We start from the raw sequence: 15,986 nt of genomic DNA, 5'->3' as shown, positions 1-15,986 counted from the left end.
ATTAAAGGCTGTGATATTTATGAATAAAAAAAGGACATTTTACATTATTCTCTTTTTGGTCATCCTCTTTACAGGTACCAACCTCTATTTTATTGAAAAGGCAAATAGCAAGGTCGACAGGGAAGTGCGTATTGAGGAATGGGACGCATTTGATAAAGACGACCTGCAAAGAGAGCTCCCTAAATCCGGCGTCGTCACCTCTGCGGAAGAAACCTACCTTTACTTCAACGACGAATTCGGCTCCTTCAAGAAATTCCTCGTTAAAGAAGGCGACGAAGTGAAAGCAGGAACACCGCTGTATGAATATGAAGTAACCGATTACACCGGGCAGAAGGATGTCCTCGAATCTGAAATCGACCAGCTTGAAGATGAGATCGACAGCATCGAAGACAATATCTCGGATTTGGAAAGGCTCGAGAACACGCTCCCTTCTTCTTATGATGAAGAAGAAATGCCGCTTGAAGCAAGTGCCCTTGAAACTGAATATGATTTGAAGAAGGAAATTGCCGCCCGGGAGCTTGAAGTCGATCGCCTCGAAAACCAGATCGACAGCCTGGAGAGTCAAATTTCCGACCTGGAATCATATGAAACAACATTGACAGTCGAAAGCAGCGGGGATGGAATCGTGAAAGACCTTTCCCACTCTGTCCAGAATCCACTGATTACGATTGCTTCTGAAGCTACGATCGTCACGACCGACCTGACGGAAAAAGAAATCATGGAAGTCGAAGAAAAGATGAACGCCAAAGTGCAATCCGAGGTTGAAAAGAAAACCCAAAAAGGGATTGTGTCAGATGTCTCTTCCCTGCCTAAAAGAGATCCGCACCTTGAAACAGACAGCATGTATCCGATAAAGATTCAGCTGCAGGATAAAGACAACAAACTTCTCCCAGGACACCATGTACTTGTATCGGTGATTACCGATGAAGTGAAGAACACATTGGTCGTACCAATTACGGCTGTTGAAAAATCAGGTACAAAAAAGCATGTCTGGGTGCTGACAGATAAGGGTACCGTTAAAAAGAAAGTCGTTGAAACCGGACTGCAGGTTGACGGGAAAATCCAAATCAAATCCGGCGTGAAAGCCGGCGAATATTTTATTGTGAATCCCGATGTAGTCCCTGCATTAAGAAATGGCGCTTCTTTTATCACAGCCCTCGATTGGGACAAGATCAAATTGAGAGATCTGAAGAAAATGGACCGGCCGACTGTTTTGGAAAATCTGTTGTTAGGTATTTTAGAACGTAAATAATTGTAGGAGAAGATCCGCCCCGGTTTGGTGCGGGTCTTTTTTTACATAGTCTCTTTAACAGTGTCGATACTAAGTGTAACTCACACTATTTGTAAGGAGACGATCTCATGAAAACCTTCAAACCTGTACTCATTATCACCATTCTCCTATCCCTGCTGGCCTTCTCTTTCCCTTCCACTTGCGGCTTTGCCGCCACCCCTCCAAAGAAAAATGTGATCTTCATGATCATGGACGGCACAAATTCCGACATCGTCACGCTTTCAAGATGGTATAAAGGCTCCGGACTCAACCTTGATAAAATCCTGACCGGCGGCGTTCGCACCTATTCCATTGAATCTGCCATCACCGATTCTGCAGCTGCAGGGACCGCCATGGCCACCGGGGAGAAAACACGAGCGGATTATATCGGCATGAACGCTGACGGCAAACCGGCCCTGACCGTGTTGGAGGCGGCGAAACTGTCTGGATATTCAACAGGTATCGTATCTACCTCCCCTGTTCAGCACGCAACACCGGCTGCTTTCACTGCGCACGTACTGAACCGCAATGAATTCGGAGACATCGGCGAACAGCAGGTCTACCAGAATCTCGACGTCATCCTCGGCGGCGGTTCTGCCTGGCTCAAACCAAAATCCAAAAACGCCGTCAAAAATGACGACGGCATGCTCAAAACCAAACAAATCTCCCGCGAAGACGGCGAAAACCTAGTAAATAAACTTAAATCCGATGCACTTTACTCCTTCACCGCAACGAGGGACGGGCTTTCAAAAAGCCGCGGTGCCGATAAGCTTTGGGGTGCTTTTGCCGAGGAGGATCTGGCTTATGATTTTGACCGGAAAGCGTTGAGTCCGGATGAACCGAGCCTTGCCGAGATGACAAGGACGGCCATCGAACTATTATCCGCTAATGAAAAAGGTTTCTTTCTGATGGTGGAGGGCAGCAAGGTGGATTGGGCAGCGCATAAGAATGATCCTGTCGGGATGGTGAGCGAGGTGTTGAGCTTCGACAAGGCGGTTGGTGAAGCACTTGAGTTTGCAAAGCTCGATGGAAACACCATGGTTGTGGCTGTGACGGATCATGGGAACAGCGGGCTGACACTCGGTAATCGGGATACAGATAAAACATATAAGAATCAGCCTATTGAAACATTTATAGAACCGTTGAAAAAAGCCCAGTATACGGTGAAAGGCGCAACTTCCCGATTGAAGGATGACCGTTCGAATTTGAAAGATGTGTTGGAGTCTTACGGGTTGTCTGATTTGAACAGGAAAGAATATTGTGTGATGAAGGAAGCTAAAGATGTGGAGGACTTGGAGAATGAAATGGTCAAGCTGCTGGCGAAGCGTGCGAATGTAGGGTTTTCCACCCACGGGCATACGGGTGAGGATGTGTTTCTTTACGGGTATGGACCTGATAAGCCTGCCGGGTTGATTGAGAATACAGATCTGCCGAGGGTGTTTGCCAGGTATCTTGAGTTTTCTTTGGATAGCTTTTCTGATTGGTATGTGGATGGGAAGAAGTTTTTCAAGGAGAAAGGCTATGAGGTGCTGATTGATAAGCGGAATCCGAAGAATCCTGAATTGGTTGTAAAGCGTGGTAGTGAGGAGCTTCGGTTTCCTGAGAATAAGAATTTTTATGTGAGGAACGGTGAAGCTGTTGAATTGAAGGGTGTGAATGTTCATAGCGGTGGGACTTTTTATGTTCATTGGGAGGAGTAGTCGGGGTTTTAGGGGTTGTCCGCGTGCCAGGCACAGATGAAACGGTTTGTGCCTGGCACGATACCCTGGTTTTGTGCCTGGCACCCATTTAAGTGAACTGTACCAGGTACAAGCAGGCGGGATTGTACCTGGTACAAATTCAAACTGGTGTACCTGGTACATTAACTCTTACTTGTACCAGGTACACTAATATAGCCACACCCCTCCCTCCACACTTCGACATTTCCCGAGAAATATCTCCCCCATCCCTCCCCAACTTCCGCACATTTCCCTCTTTTATTCCATTCACCACCCCATATGCGTTATAATAAAAGAATGCGATTTTATAGATGGGAGAGATTGTTCGATGGCGATTCGAATTGAAGAATTGAAAGATAAATTAATTCCGATGAGTCGGGCGATACAGGGCGAGCTGAACCCGGGTACCGATGAAGGAAGAAATATTGTCTCAAAAGGGCTTCTATTGTTTCGCCAGAACCTGGTGTCGAACGTAAAGGTCCGGGATGAAGAAGCAAGCGCCGATATTCAGGATGTGACGCCTGTTTCTGTGCGCCTGGATCTGCAGTTCCCTTTGTTGAGCAAGTGCTCCTGTCCCTATTCCGGCTGGTGCCGCCATCAGATGGCCACTTTTTTCATGATCTACAACAAGGTGGCACGAGTCAGCGAATGGATCCAGGACTGGCGCAGCCAGGAAAGCTCTCCCGCTTCGGATACAGAAGAAAGATCCTCACTGGACGATTTATTGAAGAAGCACAGCAATTCCGGTGCCCTACGTAAAGCCAGTGACCTATTACAGGAACGGAAATCACGCGGAAATTCTCCGGATGAGTGGTGGCAGTTTTTCGAGACGCTTTTACAAAAAGAAGATTTGCAGCTGCTCGAAAGGCAGCCTTACTTGATGGATGTCATCATCCAGAACATCTACAAACGGTTTAACAAAGAAGCGCCTTTCGAACGAGAATGGAAGCCGCTTTATCAGCTATTCGCTACCTTTTTCCTGACACTGGAAGTGGATTTATTTTTACAGAGAAGGGACATCGCGTTGAACCGGGAGCAGTATGCCATGTTCGATTTCCTGCTGGATGAAATGGAGGATGCGGTCGAGAAGCTTTCGGTGCATGCGATGCCGTTCAGCTTCGATCCGTTCATTGCCTTTTTAAAAGAAAAGGCTGCCGGGATGAGCGAGGATCCTGAACACAGCACTGAGATCAAATTAGAGGTGTACCGGTTTATCTGGTATTACCTGTTCAAACAAAAACCCTGGCGCCGCAAAGAAGTAGAGCGGTTGGAGAACTCTCCTTCTCAGGACGAATCGTTCACAAAGATTGCCCTCCTCCATCAATACCTGCTGCTTGAAGAGTTGGAAAAGGCAGAGGAAACCATGGAAAGGATTGGGACTGAGCTCGTCGCTTATTCTGAGTTCTGGCTGGTGAAATTCGTTCTTTCAAAACGATATGAGGGTCTGCTGCTTCTTTTAAAAGCGATTTTAGTAAGACTCCCTTCTTACATTGAAGAAAAGGGTCATTATGAGGCATCGAGCTTTGTCCGCTGGTTCGTTCGCAAGCTTCCGACTGAATGGCTGATGGAACGGGATCCTGCCTTCTTACGGGAGCTGCTGCTATCGATGCTGCCGTTCAGCTATTACAGCTACACAGAATTTCTGCTTAACACAAAATCCTACCGTGAGTGGGTGGAGCTTCAGAAATATATGGGCTATTCAATCTCCGAGATGGAGAACATGGGCCTCAGCCAGGTATATAAAGAGTCCCCTGAGCTTGCCTTGCCAGTCTATTATAATGGTGTCATTGATATGATCGAGCAGAAGAACCGCGACAGCTACAAGTATGCTGTCCGTTATATGAAGAAGATCCGGACGATTTATAAGAAGCTGAAGCAAACGGATAAATGGGATACTTACTTAGAGTACACCTTGGAAAAATACAAGCGATTACGTGCGTTTCAAGAAGAATGCAGAAAGGGTAAGTTGATTGATGCTTAAACTGTCTTCCGTGAAAATCAATGTAGACGCAACTAAATATGAAGACCGCTTCTTTCTGACTGCGGAAAATGGTGATGGTGAGCAGCTGCAGCCTTCAGAGTGGAAAAGCCAGCTGTTCCTTTGGCATGAAGATACCCATTACGGGACGCTGCTGAACGATGTGATCGTGAATGACGGAATCGTCGTGTCCCAGTGGCAGCTTCTTACCCTCCTTGCCCAGGAGCATTTCAGCGGAATGGTGGATTGGGACTGGGACGAAACCGGCCAGGCGTGCAATGCGATTGCCCCCGTCCTTTACGAAGCGATCGAAGACGGACGCTGGCTCCCCCGCTTCGATGAGTGGCAGGAATCAGGGCTTCAATTCCACATTCCCGATGAAGTCTGGAAAAACTTCAATGAAGAATTCTGGCAGCAGGACCTCCCTGAAGGCCCGTCCCTCGCTGCTTTAACGCAGCAGTGGTTTGAAGGGTCGTTGAATGAGGCAATGGCTGCAGGCGGATCTGAGGCGATGAAGAGGATTCAGAAGCTGAAGGAGAGTACGCTGACTTCGGAGGAATTGCATGCTTATTTTGATGAGAAGCGCTGGAGTGAATGGATCCGCGGTGAGGAAGATGACGAGCTTCCTTTCTCGATCGGTCTTCGTATTTCCGAGCCTTTGGATGAGGATGAAACGTGGCAGCTTGAGACGATCTTGCGCGACCGGAAGAAGGAAAAGCGTGTGATTTCGTTGACGGAAGATACGGTGCCGCCTTCCTGGGAAAGGTATTTGCCTCAGGTACGCGATGAGCAGGAACGCTGGCTGAAAATGATGCCGATGCTTCGTGACACAGACGGTGCGTTGACCGATTCCCTCAGCGAGCACGATGCATGGGATTTCTTATCTGTGCTGAGTGAAAAGCTGATCGACCTTGATATCGAAATCCTCCTTCCGTCCTGGTGGGAAGCGATGAAGGATGCCCAGGTGCTGGTGAAGGCGAAGCTGAAGAACACAGACACGAGTTACCGCCCTTCTTTTGTCGGCTTGAATGCGATGCTCGATTTTGACTGGCGTTTATCGATGAACGGAGTCAATTTATCGGAAGAGGATTTCAATAAGTTGGTGGTTGACCAGAGGCGCCTCGTGAAGATCCGCGGTCAGTGGATGAAGCTCGACCCTGCGATGATCCGACGCATACAACAGATGATGACGAAAGCAAAACAGGAAGGTATTTCGATTCAGGATATGCTGGAGCAGGAGCTTGTGCCGCGGGACGAGGATGATGACGGGATGGAACCGGATGACGAGTATGATCCGTATAAATATGCCCGTATTCAGCTGGAGCTGAACCGCTCTTTGAAAAAACTTGTGAGTCAGCTGACGAATGTCTCGTCAATTCCTTTGGTGGAAACGCCTGAGGACTTCCACGGGGAACTCCGCCCGTACCAGCAGCTCGGAATGAGCTGGATGCTGTTCCTGCGGAAATTCAGTTTCGGTGCCTGCCTTGCCGATGATATGGGACTTGGGAAAACGGTGCAGCTCATCACGTATCTGCTTCATGTGAAGGAGACCGAAAAACCTGAAACGCCGGCACTAATCATTGCGCCTACCTCGGTACTCGGCAACTGGCAGCGTGAGATCGAGAAGTTTGCTCCGGATTTGAAGGTTCATCTTCATTATGGTCCTTCCCGTGCGAAAGAGGAGAAATTTACTGAGCGGATTGCAGGAATGGATATTGTGCTGACCTCTTATGGCTTGTCACATATCGATTTTGACGAACTGTCTGCTGTGGAATGGAGCTCCATCTCCCTCGATGAAGCGCAGAACATCAAGAATGCGAACACGAAGCAATCCCGTGCCATCCGCAAGCTTAATGGAAAGCATCACATCGCACTTACGGGAACGCCGATGGAGAACCGCCTGTCCGAACTATGGTCCATCTTTGATTTCTTGAATCACGGCTACCTGGGCGGATTCACACAGTATCAGAAGAACTACATCGCGCCGATTGAAAAAGACGAATCACAGGAAAAAGTCCGCGAGCTTCAGGCAAAAATCAAGCCGTTCCTTCTGCGGAGAACGAAGAAGGATCCTGAAGTCGAGCTGAATCTTCCTGAAAAAATCGAACAGAAGGAATACTGCAGCTTGACCGCTGAACAGGCCGCTCTCTATGAACAGCTAGTACAGGAGACGTTGACGAAGATCGAGACGCTGAGCGGTTTCGAGCGTAAGGGATTGATATTACAGATGCTGAATCAATTGAAGCAGCTCTGTAACCATCCTGCCCTTTATTTGAAAGAACCCGATCCGAAATCAATCCTGACTCGTTCAGAAAAAATGCAGAAGTTGAAGGATATCGTGGAAACCGCACTGGAATCAGGTGAGGGTACATTGATTTTTACCCAGTATATTTCAATGGGTGAAATGATCCAGGAAGTCATGAAGAAAGAATTCGATGTCGACGTACCATTCTTGAACGGAAGCATGGCCAAGGCTAAGCGTGATAAACTTGTGGAACAATTCCAAAACGGAGAGTTCCCCGTCTTCCTGCTTTCCTTAAAGGCCGGCGGAACCGGACTGAACCTGACCGCCGCCAACCACGTCGTCCACTACGACCGCTGGTGGAACCCTGCAGTCGAAAACCAGGCGACCGACCGTGCGTATCGAATTGGGCAGAAGCGATTCGTCCATGTCCATAAGCTGGTGTCATCAGGGACGCTTGAAGAGAAAATCGATGCGATGCTGGAGAAGAAACAGGCTCTTAATGACGAGATTATCAGAAGCGACCAGTGGGTTACGGAGTTGTCTGATCAGGATCTCCAATCGTTGTTGGTGTTGGAATAGTTATGGTGGAGAGCCCCCTTTTCTTGTAGAAAGGGGGTTTTTTGGTGTATGAATTTTAATTTGGGAGTCTGCTGTTTTTTGTTCAGTTAATTTTCAAAGTATTAATACTGAGTTGATTGGAGCTTCAGGCACTCGTCTCCTGCGGGAAAAGCGAGTCAAGGGAGACCACACAGGCGTGTAACGCCGAGGAGGCTCCCGACCGCCCGCGGAAAGCGAGTGCCTGGAGCGGAAATCAACGGGCCCCGTTCAATGCTTTACAAACAAAAAAACAGCCGGCTCCAAAAGAAACCGACCCTACATGAAGACATATTGGGGAACTTACAAAACTACTTCACAACTTCCTTACGATATTCTATTTCTAACGAGGTATGTTAGAGGGATGACGCGGTGACAAGATGACAATTGAATTTGAGACAAAACATATAGGTTGGACAGAAATTATTTACGAATAGAAATTACGTTTGAAGAGATCTAAGTTGGAGACATTTGCGAAGAGTTCCTTATGATGTGGTCTGCAGGACGGCACTCGGATATTCATACCCTTGCTCGAGTGCGGTTACACGTTGTGCAAGATAGAAATTCTCGACGTTCGCACGCGCTACTTTTTTGATCAGGTCTTCATTCAGTTTTTCCAATCGATCGATTCGTTGTTCCAGGGTTTGCAGGGTTGCCATATGTGCCCTTCCCTTCTTTTAAAATGGTAATTCTACCGGTTCTTTCTCCGGCTCCTGATGTCTGTCAGGCTGCGGCTTTGAATCCATGAACCGTATCGAATCCGCCACCACTTCCGTGACATAGATCCGCTTACCTTGATCATTTTCATAATTCCGGGTTTGAATACGGCCAGTGATGCCGACAACCGAACCTTTGCGGCAGTATTTCTCCGTGTTATCGGCGGCCTTGTTCCATATCTTGCACATGACGAAATCCGTCTCCACCTGCCCCTGCTGGTTTTTAAACTGGCGGTTGACGGCCACGGTTACATTGAGGACCGACCTGCCTTCCATCGTCTTCCTCGTTTCGGGATCCTTGGTCAGCCGTCCTACAAGGGTTACTTGATTAATCACCTTCGTTCTTCACTCCTTTCTCTTTGGAATGATTTCATCTTACACCCCTTCTTTCAAGCTTGTAAAATCGTTAATTTCCGAAATTCAAAACCAAAACAGCCTTAGATTCGGTAAATTCGTCTAGGGAGATTTTCGATTTTCGTCGCAAAATAAGGCCAAATATCGGAAATCAGACTTTTTTAACACAATTTGATATTAGGGATTCTTTTCACGCTGTGATATAATTTTTTTAACAATACCTATTTATAGGAGATGTTCGTTCATGAAAACCTTTAAAGTGATTTCACTGCAGGTAGTTGATAATGATGAACTCCAGGATTTTGAAATTGAGGACGGTTTGATCATCAATAAAGAGGATGAGAAGAGGACGTGGCTTGTCGAAACATATATGCCCCAAGATCACATTGAGTTTTTCCAAAAGGCCCAGCAGAAAAAAAGCGACTTGGAAATACAGGTCGTCATTTCCCACAAAGCAAATGATCCTGCCGCTTTCATGACATCCATACGCTGCATCAAGAAAATGAACGGCCGCATGAGTATTTTATTTGAAGGAAAATTAAAGAAGCAGCGGAACGAATATGCCGAGCTTTTATTGGACGACTTGCTTCAAAGAGGATATTCCGGTGAGGAACTGATGAAAGAATTCCGCGAGAAGATGGTATCCAAGCCGCGTATCCCCGCAACATCAAAACCGAGCGTCTAATTTTACGTGAATATGTAAACTTCTTGTAGAGTACCCGTTGACGGTTTGATATAATTACATTATCGAAACGATTTTATAGGCAGGTGTCCGCGATGATCGGGGAAAGAGTGAAAAAGTATAGACAGGAAAAAAGAATGTCTATGACAGAGCTGGCTGAAAAAGCTGGGGTTGCTAAGTCATATCTGAGCTCCATCGAGCGCAACATTCAACAAAACCCATCCATTCAGTTTTTAGAAAAAGTCTCTGCCGCTTTGGGAATCTCGATGGACGCGTTATTGCATGATGAATCCGAAAACACAGCAGTTGACCGTGAATGGATCAAGATTGCAGAGGAAGCGATGGATTCTGGAATAACGAAAGAACAATTCCGTGAGTTTATTGAATTTAATAAATGGAAATTGGGCAACAAATAAGTCTTGCAGGTTCTGCAAGACTTTTTACGTTAAACCACTTTATATTCTTCAGCTGCTTTTTTACTATGATTTTGTAAATACTCTCTAATTTCATTCTTTGAAATCCCTGCATCCAATGCCTGTTTAACTAGTTCAACCCATTCAACATCAAGTTCACGCTTCATCAATACCATTCCTCCCAAAATACATATATGTATTTCAGGCAATCCAGCCATCTTAGCCGTCCAATGTGCAATTAGTTATGTATATTACCTTTTTTCCACATCTTCTTACCTTAGATCTGTGACTTTGCGTCCCTGCTTTTCAGCAGGTTTGCCTTTGTCTGACTAGCTCCTTAGAACTATACCCATTATACTAATGAACAACCTTCAATTTTGTTGTTTTTTGTCTTTTCTGACAATTATTTTTACACTTTTTTCCTACATTTACTGTTATTTTTTGACAAACGATTAATCATTTTACTAAAAATAGGCTAATTGATAAAAGAAACGAAGAAACTTGTGTCGAATTACTGCGAATTATTACACCTTATGTTAATGTGGTAAGCTTCTAATTTCTTCTTTAAGGGAAGGACTTTTTCATTAATATTCTGGAAGGTTTTGGAGTCGTAAAAAGGATGATCAGTTAAGTCATTTCCGCAGGATGGACAGATCCATTGACCATATTCGGTGCTGCTAAATGATGGTCGCGTACATCGGGTGCAGATTTTTCTATACATACTATACCTCATTCCTTTCCCGAAGGTGGTTTTCTGCTAGCTTAAAGTTTGATGCTGCCATTACGTTCTTCTTACTTTTGGTATAAAGATATAAGCTCATACCTGTTATCAATAGTGCTATCCCCGCTACTAAAATCTTATAATAAATTGTTCCTGTATATGGTAAAACACCATTTCCATCGACCGGAAGTGCAGCCCCCATTGGCCCTTCTACAAAAAAATTAAATTGAAATTCCGTCGATAACCCCTGAAATTCGTTTCCGAGTTCATATGGTATTTCTACTTTAAAATACAGAATTTCAGAGGAATTGCTCTCAAGTTCCCGGGCGTCCAATTCTTTAAAATCTTTTAACTTTCCCTTTACTAAGATATTCTTCTTATCACTCACTTCAATAAATAATTCATTGTAAAACTTCTCTGATCCCTTTAAAAATTGATTAGAAAATAGATAGCTGAAATCCTGTTTTCCTTTATTATGGATTGTTACCTCTCTCGACATTTCATCTCCAGGTTTCACATTGGTAAGGTGAAAAAGAATGGGAGATGGACTGATGGATATATCTATCTCTTTTTGTTCATTTTGGTTATTCTCTACGGCTAGAATCAATTTAGGAGAAAAGATAAAGAAAGCTAGGAAAAGAATGCATACTGTTTTAAATCGTTTTTCCATAGAAAGTCTCCTTTGGGATAGAAACTCAGAAGCTCCTCTCGGCTTCTTTTGTTCTTTTTAGTGAACTATATAAATCAGTATATATAAAGAAATTTATGTAATAAAGCTTTAAATTACTTTAAATCTCCAATAAAACAAAGTGTTTTCGTTCTATATATGGAATTCCCTTTCGTTTACTCAGTATTTTGTTTTTTATAAAAGGCACTTTGTTCTATATAATGAAAAATAAAGAAGTGAAAGGACTGAGCATTTTGGTAGGTGACATTTTAAAACATTATAGGGATGAGAGAGGGCTGACAATTAATGAATTGTCCCAATTAGCGGGTATTTCTAAATCTTATATAAGCTCAATTGAAAGGGGTCTGCAAAAAAACCCCAGCATCCAGGTCCTTCAAAAGTTAGCGGACACTTTGAACATTTCACTTACCCAGTTACTCAAGTTTAAATCAGATGATATTTCAGTCGATGAAGAGTGGCTTCAATTGGTAACAAAAGCTATTGAAGAAGGACTGACTAAGCATGAGTTTCTAGAGTATATTCAATTTATCCAATTTAAAAGGAGAAACGCCATTGAAGATTAATTTTTTAAAAGCAATGAGTGTAACTCTATTAATTGGCGGTGGATCCTTACTAGGGTATTCAGGATATCATTTAGCAGGGCAAGAGATGAAAGAAAAAAGAGCCTTGGAAGATGCACATGAAATCGTAAAGGCAGCTGAAAATAAATATCCGAAAAAAGCGGCTGCTGTCTCTTATTCATTTTCTGAAGGTGAGGTAGTGGGTATCCTATCAATTCCCAAATTAAAAAAGAAACTGCCAGTTATTGAAGGTACACAAGAAGAAGAGCTGGAAAAAGGGGTCGGTCATTACTCAGATACCAAGTTGCCGGGACAAGGAGATCGAATTTTCCTGGCTGGACACAGAGATACCGTTTTTAAAAGCATGGGGGAAATAGAAAAAGGTGATCTTCTGGAGATTCAATTAAGCACGGGGCATCACCGTTATGTGGTATTTGAAATGTTTGTGGTTAACGAAACAGATTTGTCTGTACTGGAGTCTACATCACCTAATGAGATCCTGACCCTCTCCACCTGCTATCCCTTCGAATATCTTTCAAGCACCGAAGAAAGATACATAATCAATGCCAGGAGAATAGATTAAGCGTAGAAGCCCCAGAGCCTCTACGCTATTTTTCTTACTCGTCCTTATTATCCGCATCCTGCATATCGATGTCATCTTCCATCGCATCTTCTTCAGGCGTGTTTGGATCTTTCTCTGCATCTTTGTCGTTTGGAGCGTTTTTATCTTGTGATTCAGGCTCCGTGTTGTCGTTCATGCCATCGTTTTCGTCCATGCCGTCATTCATGTCGCCATTTTCGTCAACGTCACCATTCTCTTCAACACCGTTATCTTCCGGAGGAGGCTCCTGGTCGTTTGCGTTACATCCAACAAGAAGCATTGCTGCAAGTGCTGACCCGCTAAGGATCGATACTAACTTTTTGTTCATGATGTATGACTCCTTTCTACACGTTTGGAATATTTGTTGTAAGACCGCCATTTGTGGTCTTTCGTGGTTAGCTTTCCCTGAAATTTGATTTACTTGCATGGTATTTGGAAACTTTTTAAACTTTTATCGCTCTATAAAAGTGCTCTTTTTAACCTCGGTTAATATTCCTTTGAATGCCGCTTTTGATTTCCGTGCAAGACTTCGCTTTCCGCGGGCGGTTGGTGAGCCTCCTCGTCGCTGCGCTCCTGTGGGGTCTCACCTAACACGCTTCTCCCGCAGGAGTCTGCGTCTTCCACTCCAATCAAACGCTGGAACCGGATAAAATGAAAAACAATTATTAACTACATCAATAATTCAAGGTATCGTCATAGATTAAATTCACATACCTATTTTTAAAAAGCAAAAAAAAAACGATCCCTAAGTGATTCTAAAATCACCTCAGGACCGGTTCCCAATACTTTATTCTTCCTTTTCACCAAGAGCAAACATCATTTCCAATTCACACGCTACTTCTCCATCAACCGTTGCAACGCCTTTCCCTTTACCGATTGCCCCTTTGAAGCGGATCATTTCAACCTCAAGCTTCAGCTGATCGCCAGGCTTTACCTGACGCTTGAAGCGGCATTTATCGATTCCGGTAAAGAATGCCAAGCGGCCGCGATTTTCTTCTTTTTTAAGCATCGCCACAGCACCGACCTGTGCAAGTGCCTCGACAATCAGAACGCCAGGCATGACAGGGTAATCAGGGAAATGGCCGTTAAAGAACTCTTCATTCGCAGTTACATTTTTGATACCGACCGCTTTCTTGCCTTCCTCAACCTCTAGAATGCGGTCGACCAGCAAAAACGGATAGCGATGCGGGATGATGTCTTTGATTTCATTAATATCAAGCATGTATTATGTACCTCCTGTAATATCTAACCTTCCTCCATTGTACATAAATAGCATGGAGAATGGAATAGCTCACAAAGCCCGTCCTGCAGTGCGTTAAAGCAATGCGGGACGGGCCTTCAAAAATTATTTTTTCATCACTATATCCACGATATGCTGCCAAGTTTCTTTTTTGAATACGTCAGTTGGGTTGCCGTCACCGATGACGCCGTATCCAACCATCGCCCCAATAGCCAGACTGGCAGCAAGAAGGACGACGACGAGAAGGATCCGCAGCCAGATGGGAAGCATCCGCACGCGTACCCAGCGTTTCGGTTTTGCTTCTTCCTTTTGCTTATCCTTTTTCTCGGCTTTTACCGTTTCTCTTGTTTTCGCTTCTTGTACCAGTTCTTTTTCACTCATAGCTTAAGACTCCTTTTAGCGTATACCATTAACGAGACCCATCATCTGATCGGCAAGCGAGATCGAACGCGCCTGGAACTGATAGGATCGTTGAACATTCAGCATATCTGTCATTTCTTTTCCGATATCGACGTTTGAGGCTTCAAGGGAATTTTGCACCATTGAAATATCCGTTCTTGCACCGCCGGTCATATTGGTCAGTACTTCGTCAGTCCCGACATCCAGCTGGTCCATATTCTCGGGAAGACCTACTAAGTTACTTCCATATTGACTGAGAAACTGAGGTTTTTCAATGGAAACTATTCCTAAATTCACCTGACCCAGTACTCCGTTTGGGCCGGAAATTGCAAGGACACCATTATCATTCAAATCAAACTGTGTTGCTTCCTCTGAAAACGTTATGTAATTATCGTTCTCATCCAGAACAGGGTGGCCGGCTGCATTCACCAGCATCGATTCACCGTTCCCCATCGGACTGACGAAGAAGGCACCGTCTCTTGTATAGCGCACGGCATTCGTTTCACCGTCCTGGGCCAGCACTTTGAAGTACTGTCTTTCATTTGTCAATGCAAAGTCCAGCGAGCGTCCCGACGATCTGAGAGACCCCTGTGACAGGATAAGCTGAGCCTGCCCCAGCTTCGCACCAACTCCTGAACGGATCCCCAGCGGTGTAAGCCTGCCTGTTTCGATATCTGTTCTCTCCTGATTCCTGACGTTTTGCACCATCATCTCAGAGAAAGACGCTTCACGCCGTTTGTACCCGTTCGTTTCAGCATTCGACAGATTATGACCGATCATATCCATTTGTTTCTGCAATTGCCCCAGCGAATTCGTCGCGGTGATCATTGTCCGGTTCATGTCAATTCCCCTTTATTATAAGGTATTTCACGTGAATTTTCTATTTCAAAAGGATGACTATCCGTTTACCCGCCCGATTTCATTTGCTGCCTTTTCCATGCTGCGATCATAGGCTTGAAGCACTTTCTGGTTCGCCTCGAATGCCCGGTAAGCGGTCATCATGTCTGTCATCGTACGGGAAGCGTCTACGTTAGAACGTTCAAGGAACCCTTGCTTTGTCGAAAAAATGACGCCTTCTGTATCATAGGCATTCTGAAGGGGACCATTGTTTTCTGAAGCAAACAAGCCGTCTCCCTGCTTGATCATTCTGTTCGGATTTTCTGAAAAACCAATGCCCAAGCGTCCAACAACCCTATCTTCAACAAGGATTTCCCCATTATCGGACATCTTGAATTCATCTGATTCCAGCTGGATCCGTTCACCATTCTCATCCAAAACATGAAAGCCGCTGTTAGTAGTTAAAAATCCGTTTCCGTTCACAGTCAGATTCCCGTTCCTCGTGTAACGGGGACCATCCGCGCTTTCCACCGTCAAAAAAACCGACCCTTGAGTGCCCGACTCTTCATCGATAGGCATCGTCCCATTAATGAGGGCAATATCAGCGTTTCTGCCTGTTTCCTGAATATCCCCCTGCAAAAAGTTCGGGGTCGTCTCCTGCATATAGACACCCGTATTCAACTTGCCTACCTTCTGGTTAAAAGGAATCGACAGCCCCTTTTCCGTCGGGACTCCAGCCGAGTCCAAACGCTCCAACAGCATTTCCGGAAAAGCACGCATCGACGCCTGGTCAGCCTTGTAGCCTGGAGTATTGGCATTCGCCATATTATTGGTCAGCATCTCTGTTTTTCTCTGCTGGGCAAGCATACCAGTTGCCACAGTATAAAAACCACGAAACATATGTCCACCTCTTTACGTTTTCACTCTTCCATCTTGTTATCGGATGTTTTGGACCGACTTTTACCGCATT

General features: G+C 45.0%; 17 protein-coding genes and 1 riboswitch. Of the genes, 8 read left to right on the top strand and 9 right to left on the bottom strand.

Going from position 1 to position 15,986, the window contains the following annotated elements; genetic code table 11:
* Positions 1-19 precede the first annotated feature (19 nt).
* From HWX64_RS13405 to HWX64_RS13390, 4 genes are all read left to right on the top strand, one after another.
* The gene (locus HWX64_RS13405; protein ID WP_175990051.1) at positions 20-1,252 is read left to right on the top strand and encodes an efflux RND transporter periplasmic adaptor subunit; all 1,233 of its coding nucleotides are present in this window, start codon (positions 20-22) and stop codon (positions 1,250-1,252) included.
* 107 nt (positions 1,253-1,359) lie between these two features.
* Positions 1,360-2,970, top strand: coding sequence for an alkaline phosphatase (locus HWX64_RS13400; protein ID WP_175990050.1), 1,611 nt, complete (start codon positions 1,360-1,362; stop codon positions 2,968-2,970).
* A 346-nt stretch (positions 2,971-3,316) separates the two neighbouring features.
* Entirely contained in the window at positions 3,317-4,969 is a 1,653-nt protein-coding gene (locus HWX64_RS13395; RefSeq protein WP_175990049.1) for an SWIM zinc finger domain-containing protein, read from the top strand.
* Positions 4,962-7,790: a DEAD/DEAH box helicase gene (locus tag HWX64_RS13390; protein WP_175990729.1), complete on the top strand. Its 2,829-nt coding sequence runs from the start codon at positions 4,962-4,964 to the stop codon at positions 7,788-7,790. Before HWX64_RS13395 ends, HWX64_RS13390 begins: the two co-directional genes overlap by 8 nt.
* A gap of 500 nt (positions 7,791-8,290) precedes the next feature.
* Here the strand turns inward: HWX64_RS13390 and HWX64_RS13385 are convergent, their stop codons facing one another.
* The gene (locus HWX64_RS13385) at positions 8,291-8,464 is read right to left on the bottom strand and encodes a hypothetical protein (RefSeq protein WP_175990048.1); all 174 of its coding nucleotides are present in this window, start codon (positions 8,462-8,464) and stop codon (positions 8,291-8,293) included.
* A gap of 18 nt (positions 8,465-8,482) precedes the next feature.
* Positions 8,483-8,857, bottom strand: coding sequence for a single-stranded DNA-binding protein (locus HWX64_RS13380; protein WP_175990047.1), 375 nt, complete (start codon positions 8,855-8,857; stop codon positions 8,483-8,485).
* 262 nt (positions 8,858-9,119) lie between these two features.
* On the opposite strand from HWX64_RS13380, the gene HWX64_RS13375 reads away from it, so the two are divergent.
* Together HWX64_RS13375 and HWX64_RS13370 are read left to right on the top strand one after the other, a co-directional pair.
* Positions 9,120-9,560, top strand: a complete 441-nt coding sequence (locus HWX64_RS13375; protein ID WP_175990046.1) for a YwpF-like family protein — start codon at positions 9,120-9,122, stop codon at positions 9,558-9,560.
* Between the two features lie 92 nt (positions 9,561-9,652).
* Positions 9,653-9,973, top strand: a complete 321-nt coding sequence (locus HWX64_RS13370) for a helix-turn-helix domain-containing protein (RefSeq protein WP_175990045.1) — start codon at positions 9,653-9,655, stop codon at positions 9,971-9,973.
* 29 nt (positions 9,974-10,002) lie between these two features.
* On the opposite strand, the gene HWX64_RS13365 is transcribed toward HWX64_RS13370, so the two are convergent.
* Complete coding sequence (locus HWX64_RS13365) at positions 10,003-10,137, bottom strand: anti-repressor SinI family protein (RefSeq protein WP_254871190.1); 135 nt, start codon at positions 10,135-10,137, stop codon at positions 10,003-10,005.
* Between the two features lie 34 nt (positions 10,138-10,171).
* A riboswitch (cyclic di-GMP riboswitch) is annotated at positions 10,172-10,300 on the bottom strand.
* A 392-nt stretch (positions 10,301-10,692) separates the two neighbouring features.
* Positions 10,693-11,361 carry a TasA family protein gene (locus HWX64_RS13360; RefSeq protein WP_175990044.1) on the bottom strand — a complete coding sequence of 223 codons (669 nt, stop codon included), beginning with the start codon at positions 11,359-11,361 and terminating at the stop codon, positions 10,693-10,695.
* A 218-nt stretch (positions 11,362-11,579) separates the two neighbouring features.
* On the opposite strand from HWX64_RS13360, the gene HWX64_RS13355 reads away from it, so the two are divergent.
* Both HWX64_RS13355 and HWX64_RS13350 read left to right on the top strand, forming a co-directional pair.
* Positions 11,580-11,942: a helix-turn-helix domain-containing protein gene (locus HWX64_RS13355; RefSeq protein ID WP_254871150.1), complete on the top strand. Its 363-nt coding sequence runs from the start codon at positions 11,580-11,582 to the stop codon at positions 11,940-11,942.
* Entirely contained in the window at positions 11,932-12,522 is a 591-nt protein-coding gene (locus HWX64_RS13350) for a class D sortase (protein ID WP_175990043.1), read from the top strand. The genes HWX64_RS13355 and HWX64_RS13350 overlap by 11 nt, the downstream gene beginning before the upstream one ends.
* A gap of 34 nt (positions 12,523-12,556) precedes the next feature.
* Here HWX64_RS13350 and HWX64_RS13345 read toward each other — a convergent pair whose 3' ends face one another.
* The 5 genes from HWX64_RS13345 to HWX64_RS13325 form a co-directional block, all read right to left on the bottom strand.
* On the bottom strand, positions 12,557-12,868 hold the full coding sequence (locus HWX64_RS13345; RefSeq protein WP_175990042.1) for a hypothetical protein: 312 nt from the start codon (positions 12,866-12,868) through the stop codon (positions 12,557-12,559).
* A 459-nt stretch (positions 12,869-13,327) separates the two neighbouring features.
* Positions 13,328-13,762 carry a 3-hydroxyacyl-ACP dehydratase FabZ gene (fabZ, locus tag HWX64_RS13340; protein ID WP_175990041.1) on the bottom strand — a complete coding sequence of 145 codons (435 nt, stop codon included), beginning with the start codon at positions 13,760-13,762 and terminating at the stop codon, positions 13,328-13,330.
* A 123-nt stretch (positions 13,763-13,885) separates the two neighbouring features.
* The gene (locus tag HWX64_RS13335) at positions 13,886-14,161 is read right to left on the bottom strand and encodes a DNA-directed RNA polymerase subunit beta (protein ID WP_175990040.1); all 276 of its coding nucleotides are present in this window, start codon (positions 14,159-14,161) and stop codon (positions 13,886-13,888) included.
* A gap of 15 nt (positions 14,162-14,176) precedes the next feature.
* Positions 14,177-15,019, bottom strand: coding sequence for a flagellar hook-basal body protein (locus HWX64_RS13330; protein WP_175990039.1), 843 nt, complete (start codon positions 15,017-15,019; stop codon positions 14,177-14,179).
* A gap of 57 nt (positions 15,020-15,076) precedes the next feature.
* Positions 15,077-15,916, bottom strand: a complete 840-nt coding sequence (locus tag HWX64_RS13325; protein ID WP_175990038.1) for a flagellar hook-basal body protein — start codon at positions 15,914-15,916, stop codon at positions 15,077-15,079.
* Positions 15,917-15,986 lie beyond the last annotated feature (70 nt).

Source organism: Bacillus sp. Marseille-Q1617 (assembly GCF_903645295.1).
Classification (GTDB): Bacteria; Bacillota; Bacilli; order Bacillales; family Bacillaceae_B; genus Rossellomorea.
This window is presented reverse-complemented; position numbering and strand designations above follow the sequence as displayed.

Coding starts and splice junctions, on each gene's coding strand:
- HWX64_RS13365 (WP_254871190.1), bottom strand. CDS start 10,137: ATGAAGCGTGAACTTGATGTTGAATGGGTTGAACTAGTTAAACAGGCA.
- HWX64_RS13370 (WP_175990045.1), top strand. CDS start 9,653: ATGATCGGGGAAAGAGTGAAAAAGTATAGACAGGAAAAAAGAATGTCT.
- HWX64_RS13395 (WP_175990049.1), top strand. CDS start 3,317: ATGGCGATTCGAATTGAAGAATTGAAAGATAAATTAATTCCGATGAGT.
- HWX64_RS13360 (WP_175990044.1), bottom strand. CDS start 11,361: ATGGAAAAACGATTTAAAACAGTATGCATTCTTTTCCTAGCTTTCTTT.
- HWX64_RS13390 (WP_175990729.1), top strand. CDS start 4,962: ATGCTTAAACTGTCTTCCGTGAAAATCAATGTAGACGCAACTAAATAT.
- HWX64_RS13400 (WP_175990050.1), top strand. CDS start 1,360: ATGAAAACCTTCAAACCTGTACTCATTATCACCATTCTCCTATCCCTG.
- HWX64_RS13330 (WP_175990039.1), bottom strand. CDS start 15,019: ATGAACCGGACAATGATCACCGCGACGAATTCGCTGGGGCAATTGCAG.
- HWX64_RS13405 (WP_175990051.1), top strand. CDS start 20: ATGAATAAAAAAAGGACATTTTACATTATTCTCTTTTTGGTCATCCTC.
- fabZ (WP_175990041.1), bottom strand. CDS start 13,762: ATGCTTGATATTAATGAAATCAAAGACATCATCCCGCATCGCTATCCG.
- HWX64_RS13385 (WP_175990048.1), bottom strand. CDS start 8,464: ATGGCAACCCTGCAAACCCTGGAACAACGAATCGATCGATTGGAAAAA.
- HWX64_RS13355 (WP_254871150.1), top strand. CDS start 11,580: ATGAAAAATAAAGAAGTGAAAGGACTGAGCATTTTGGTAGGTGACATT.
- HWX64_RS13325 (WP_175990038.1), bottom strand. CDS start 15,916: ATGTTTCGTGGTTTTTATACTGTGGCAACTGGTATGCTTGCCCAGCAG.
- HWX64_RS13345 (WP_175990042.1), bottom strand. CDS start 12,868: ATGAACAAAAAGTTAGTATCGATCCTTAGCGGGTCAGCACTTGCAGCA.
- HWX64_RS13335 (WP_175990040.1), bottom strand. CDS start 14,161: ATGAGTGAAAAAGAACTGGTACAAGAAGCGAAAACAAGAGAAACGGTA.
- HWX64_RS13375 (WP_175990046.1), top strand. CDS start 9,120: ATGAAAACCTTTAAAGTGATTTCACTGCAGGTAGTTGATAATGATGAA.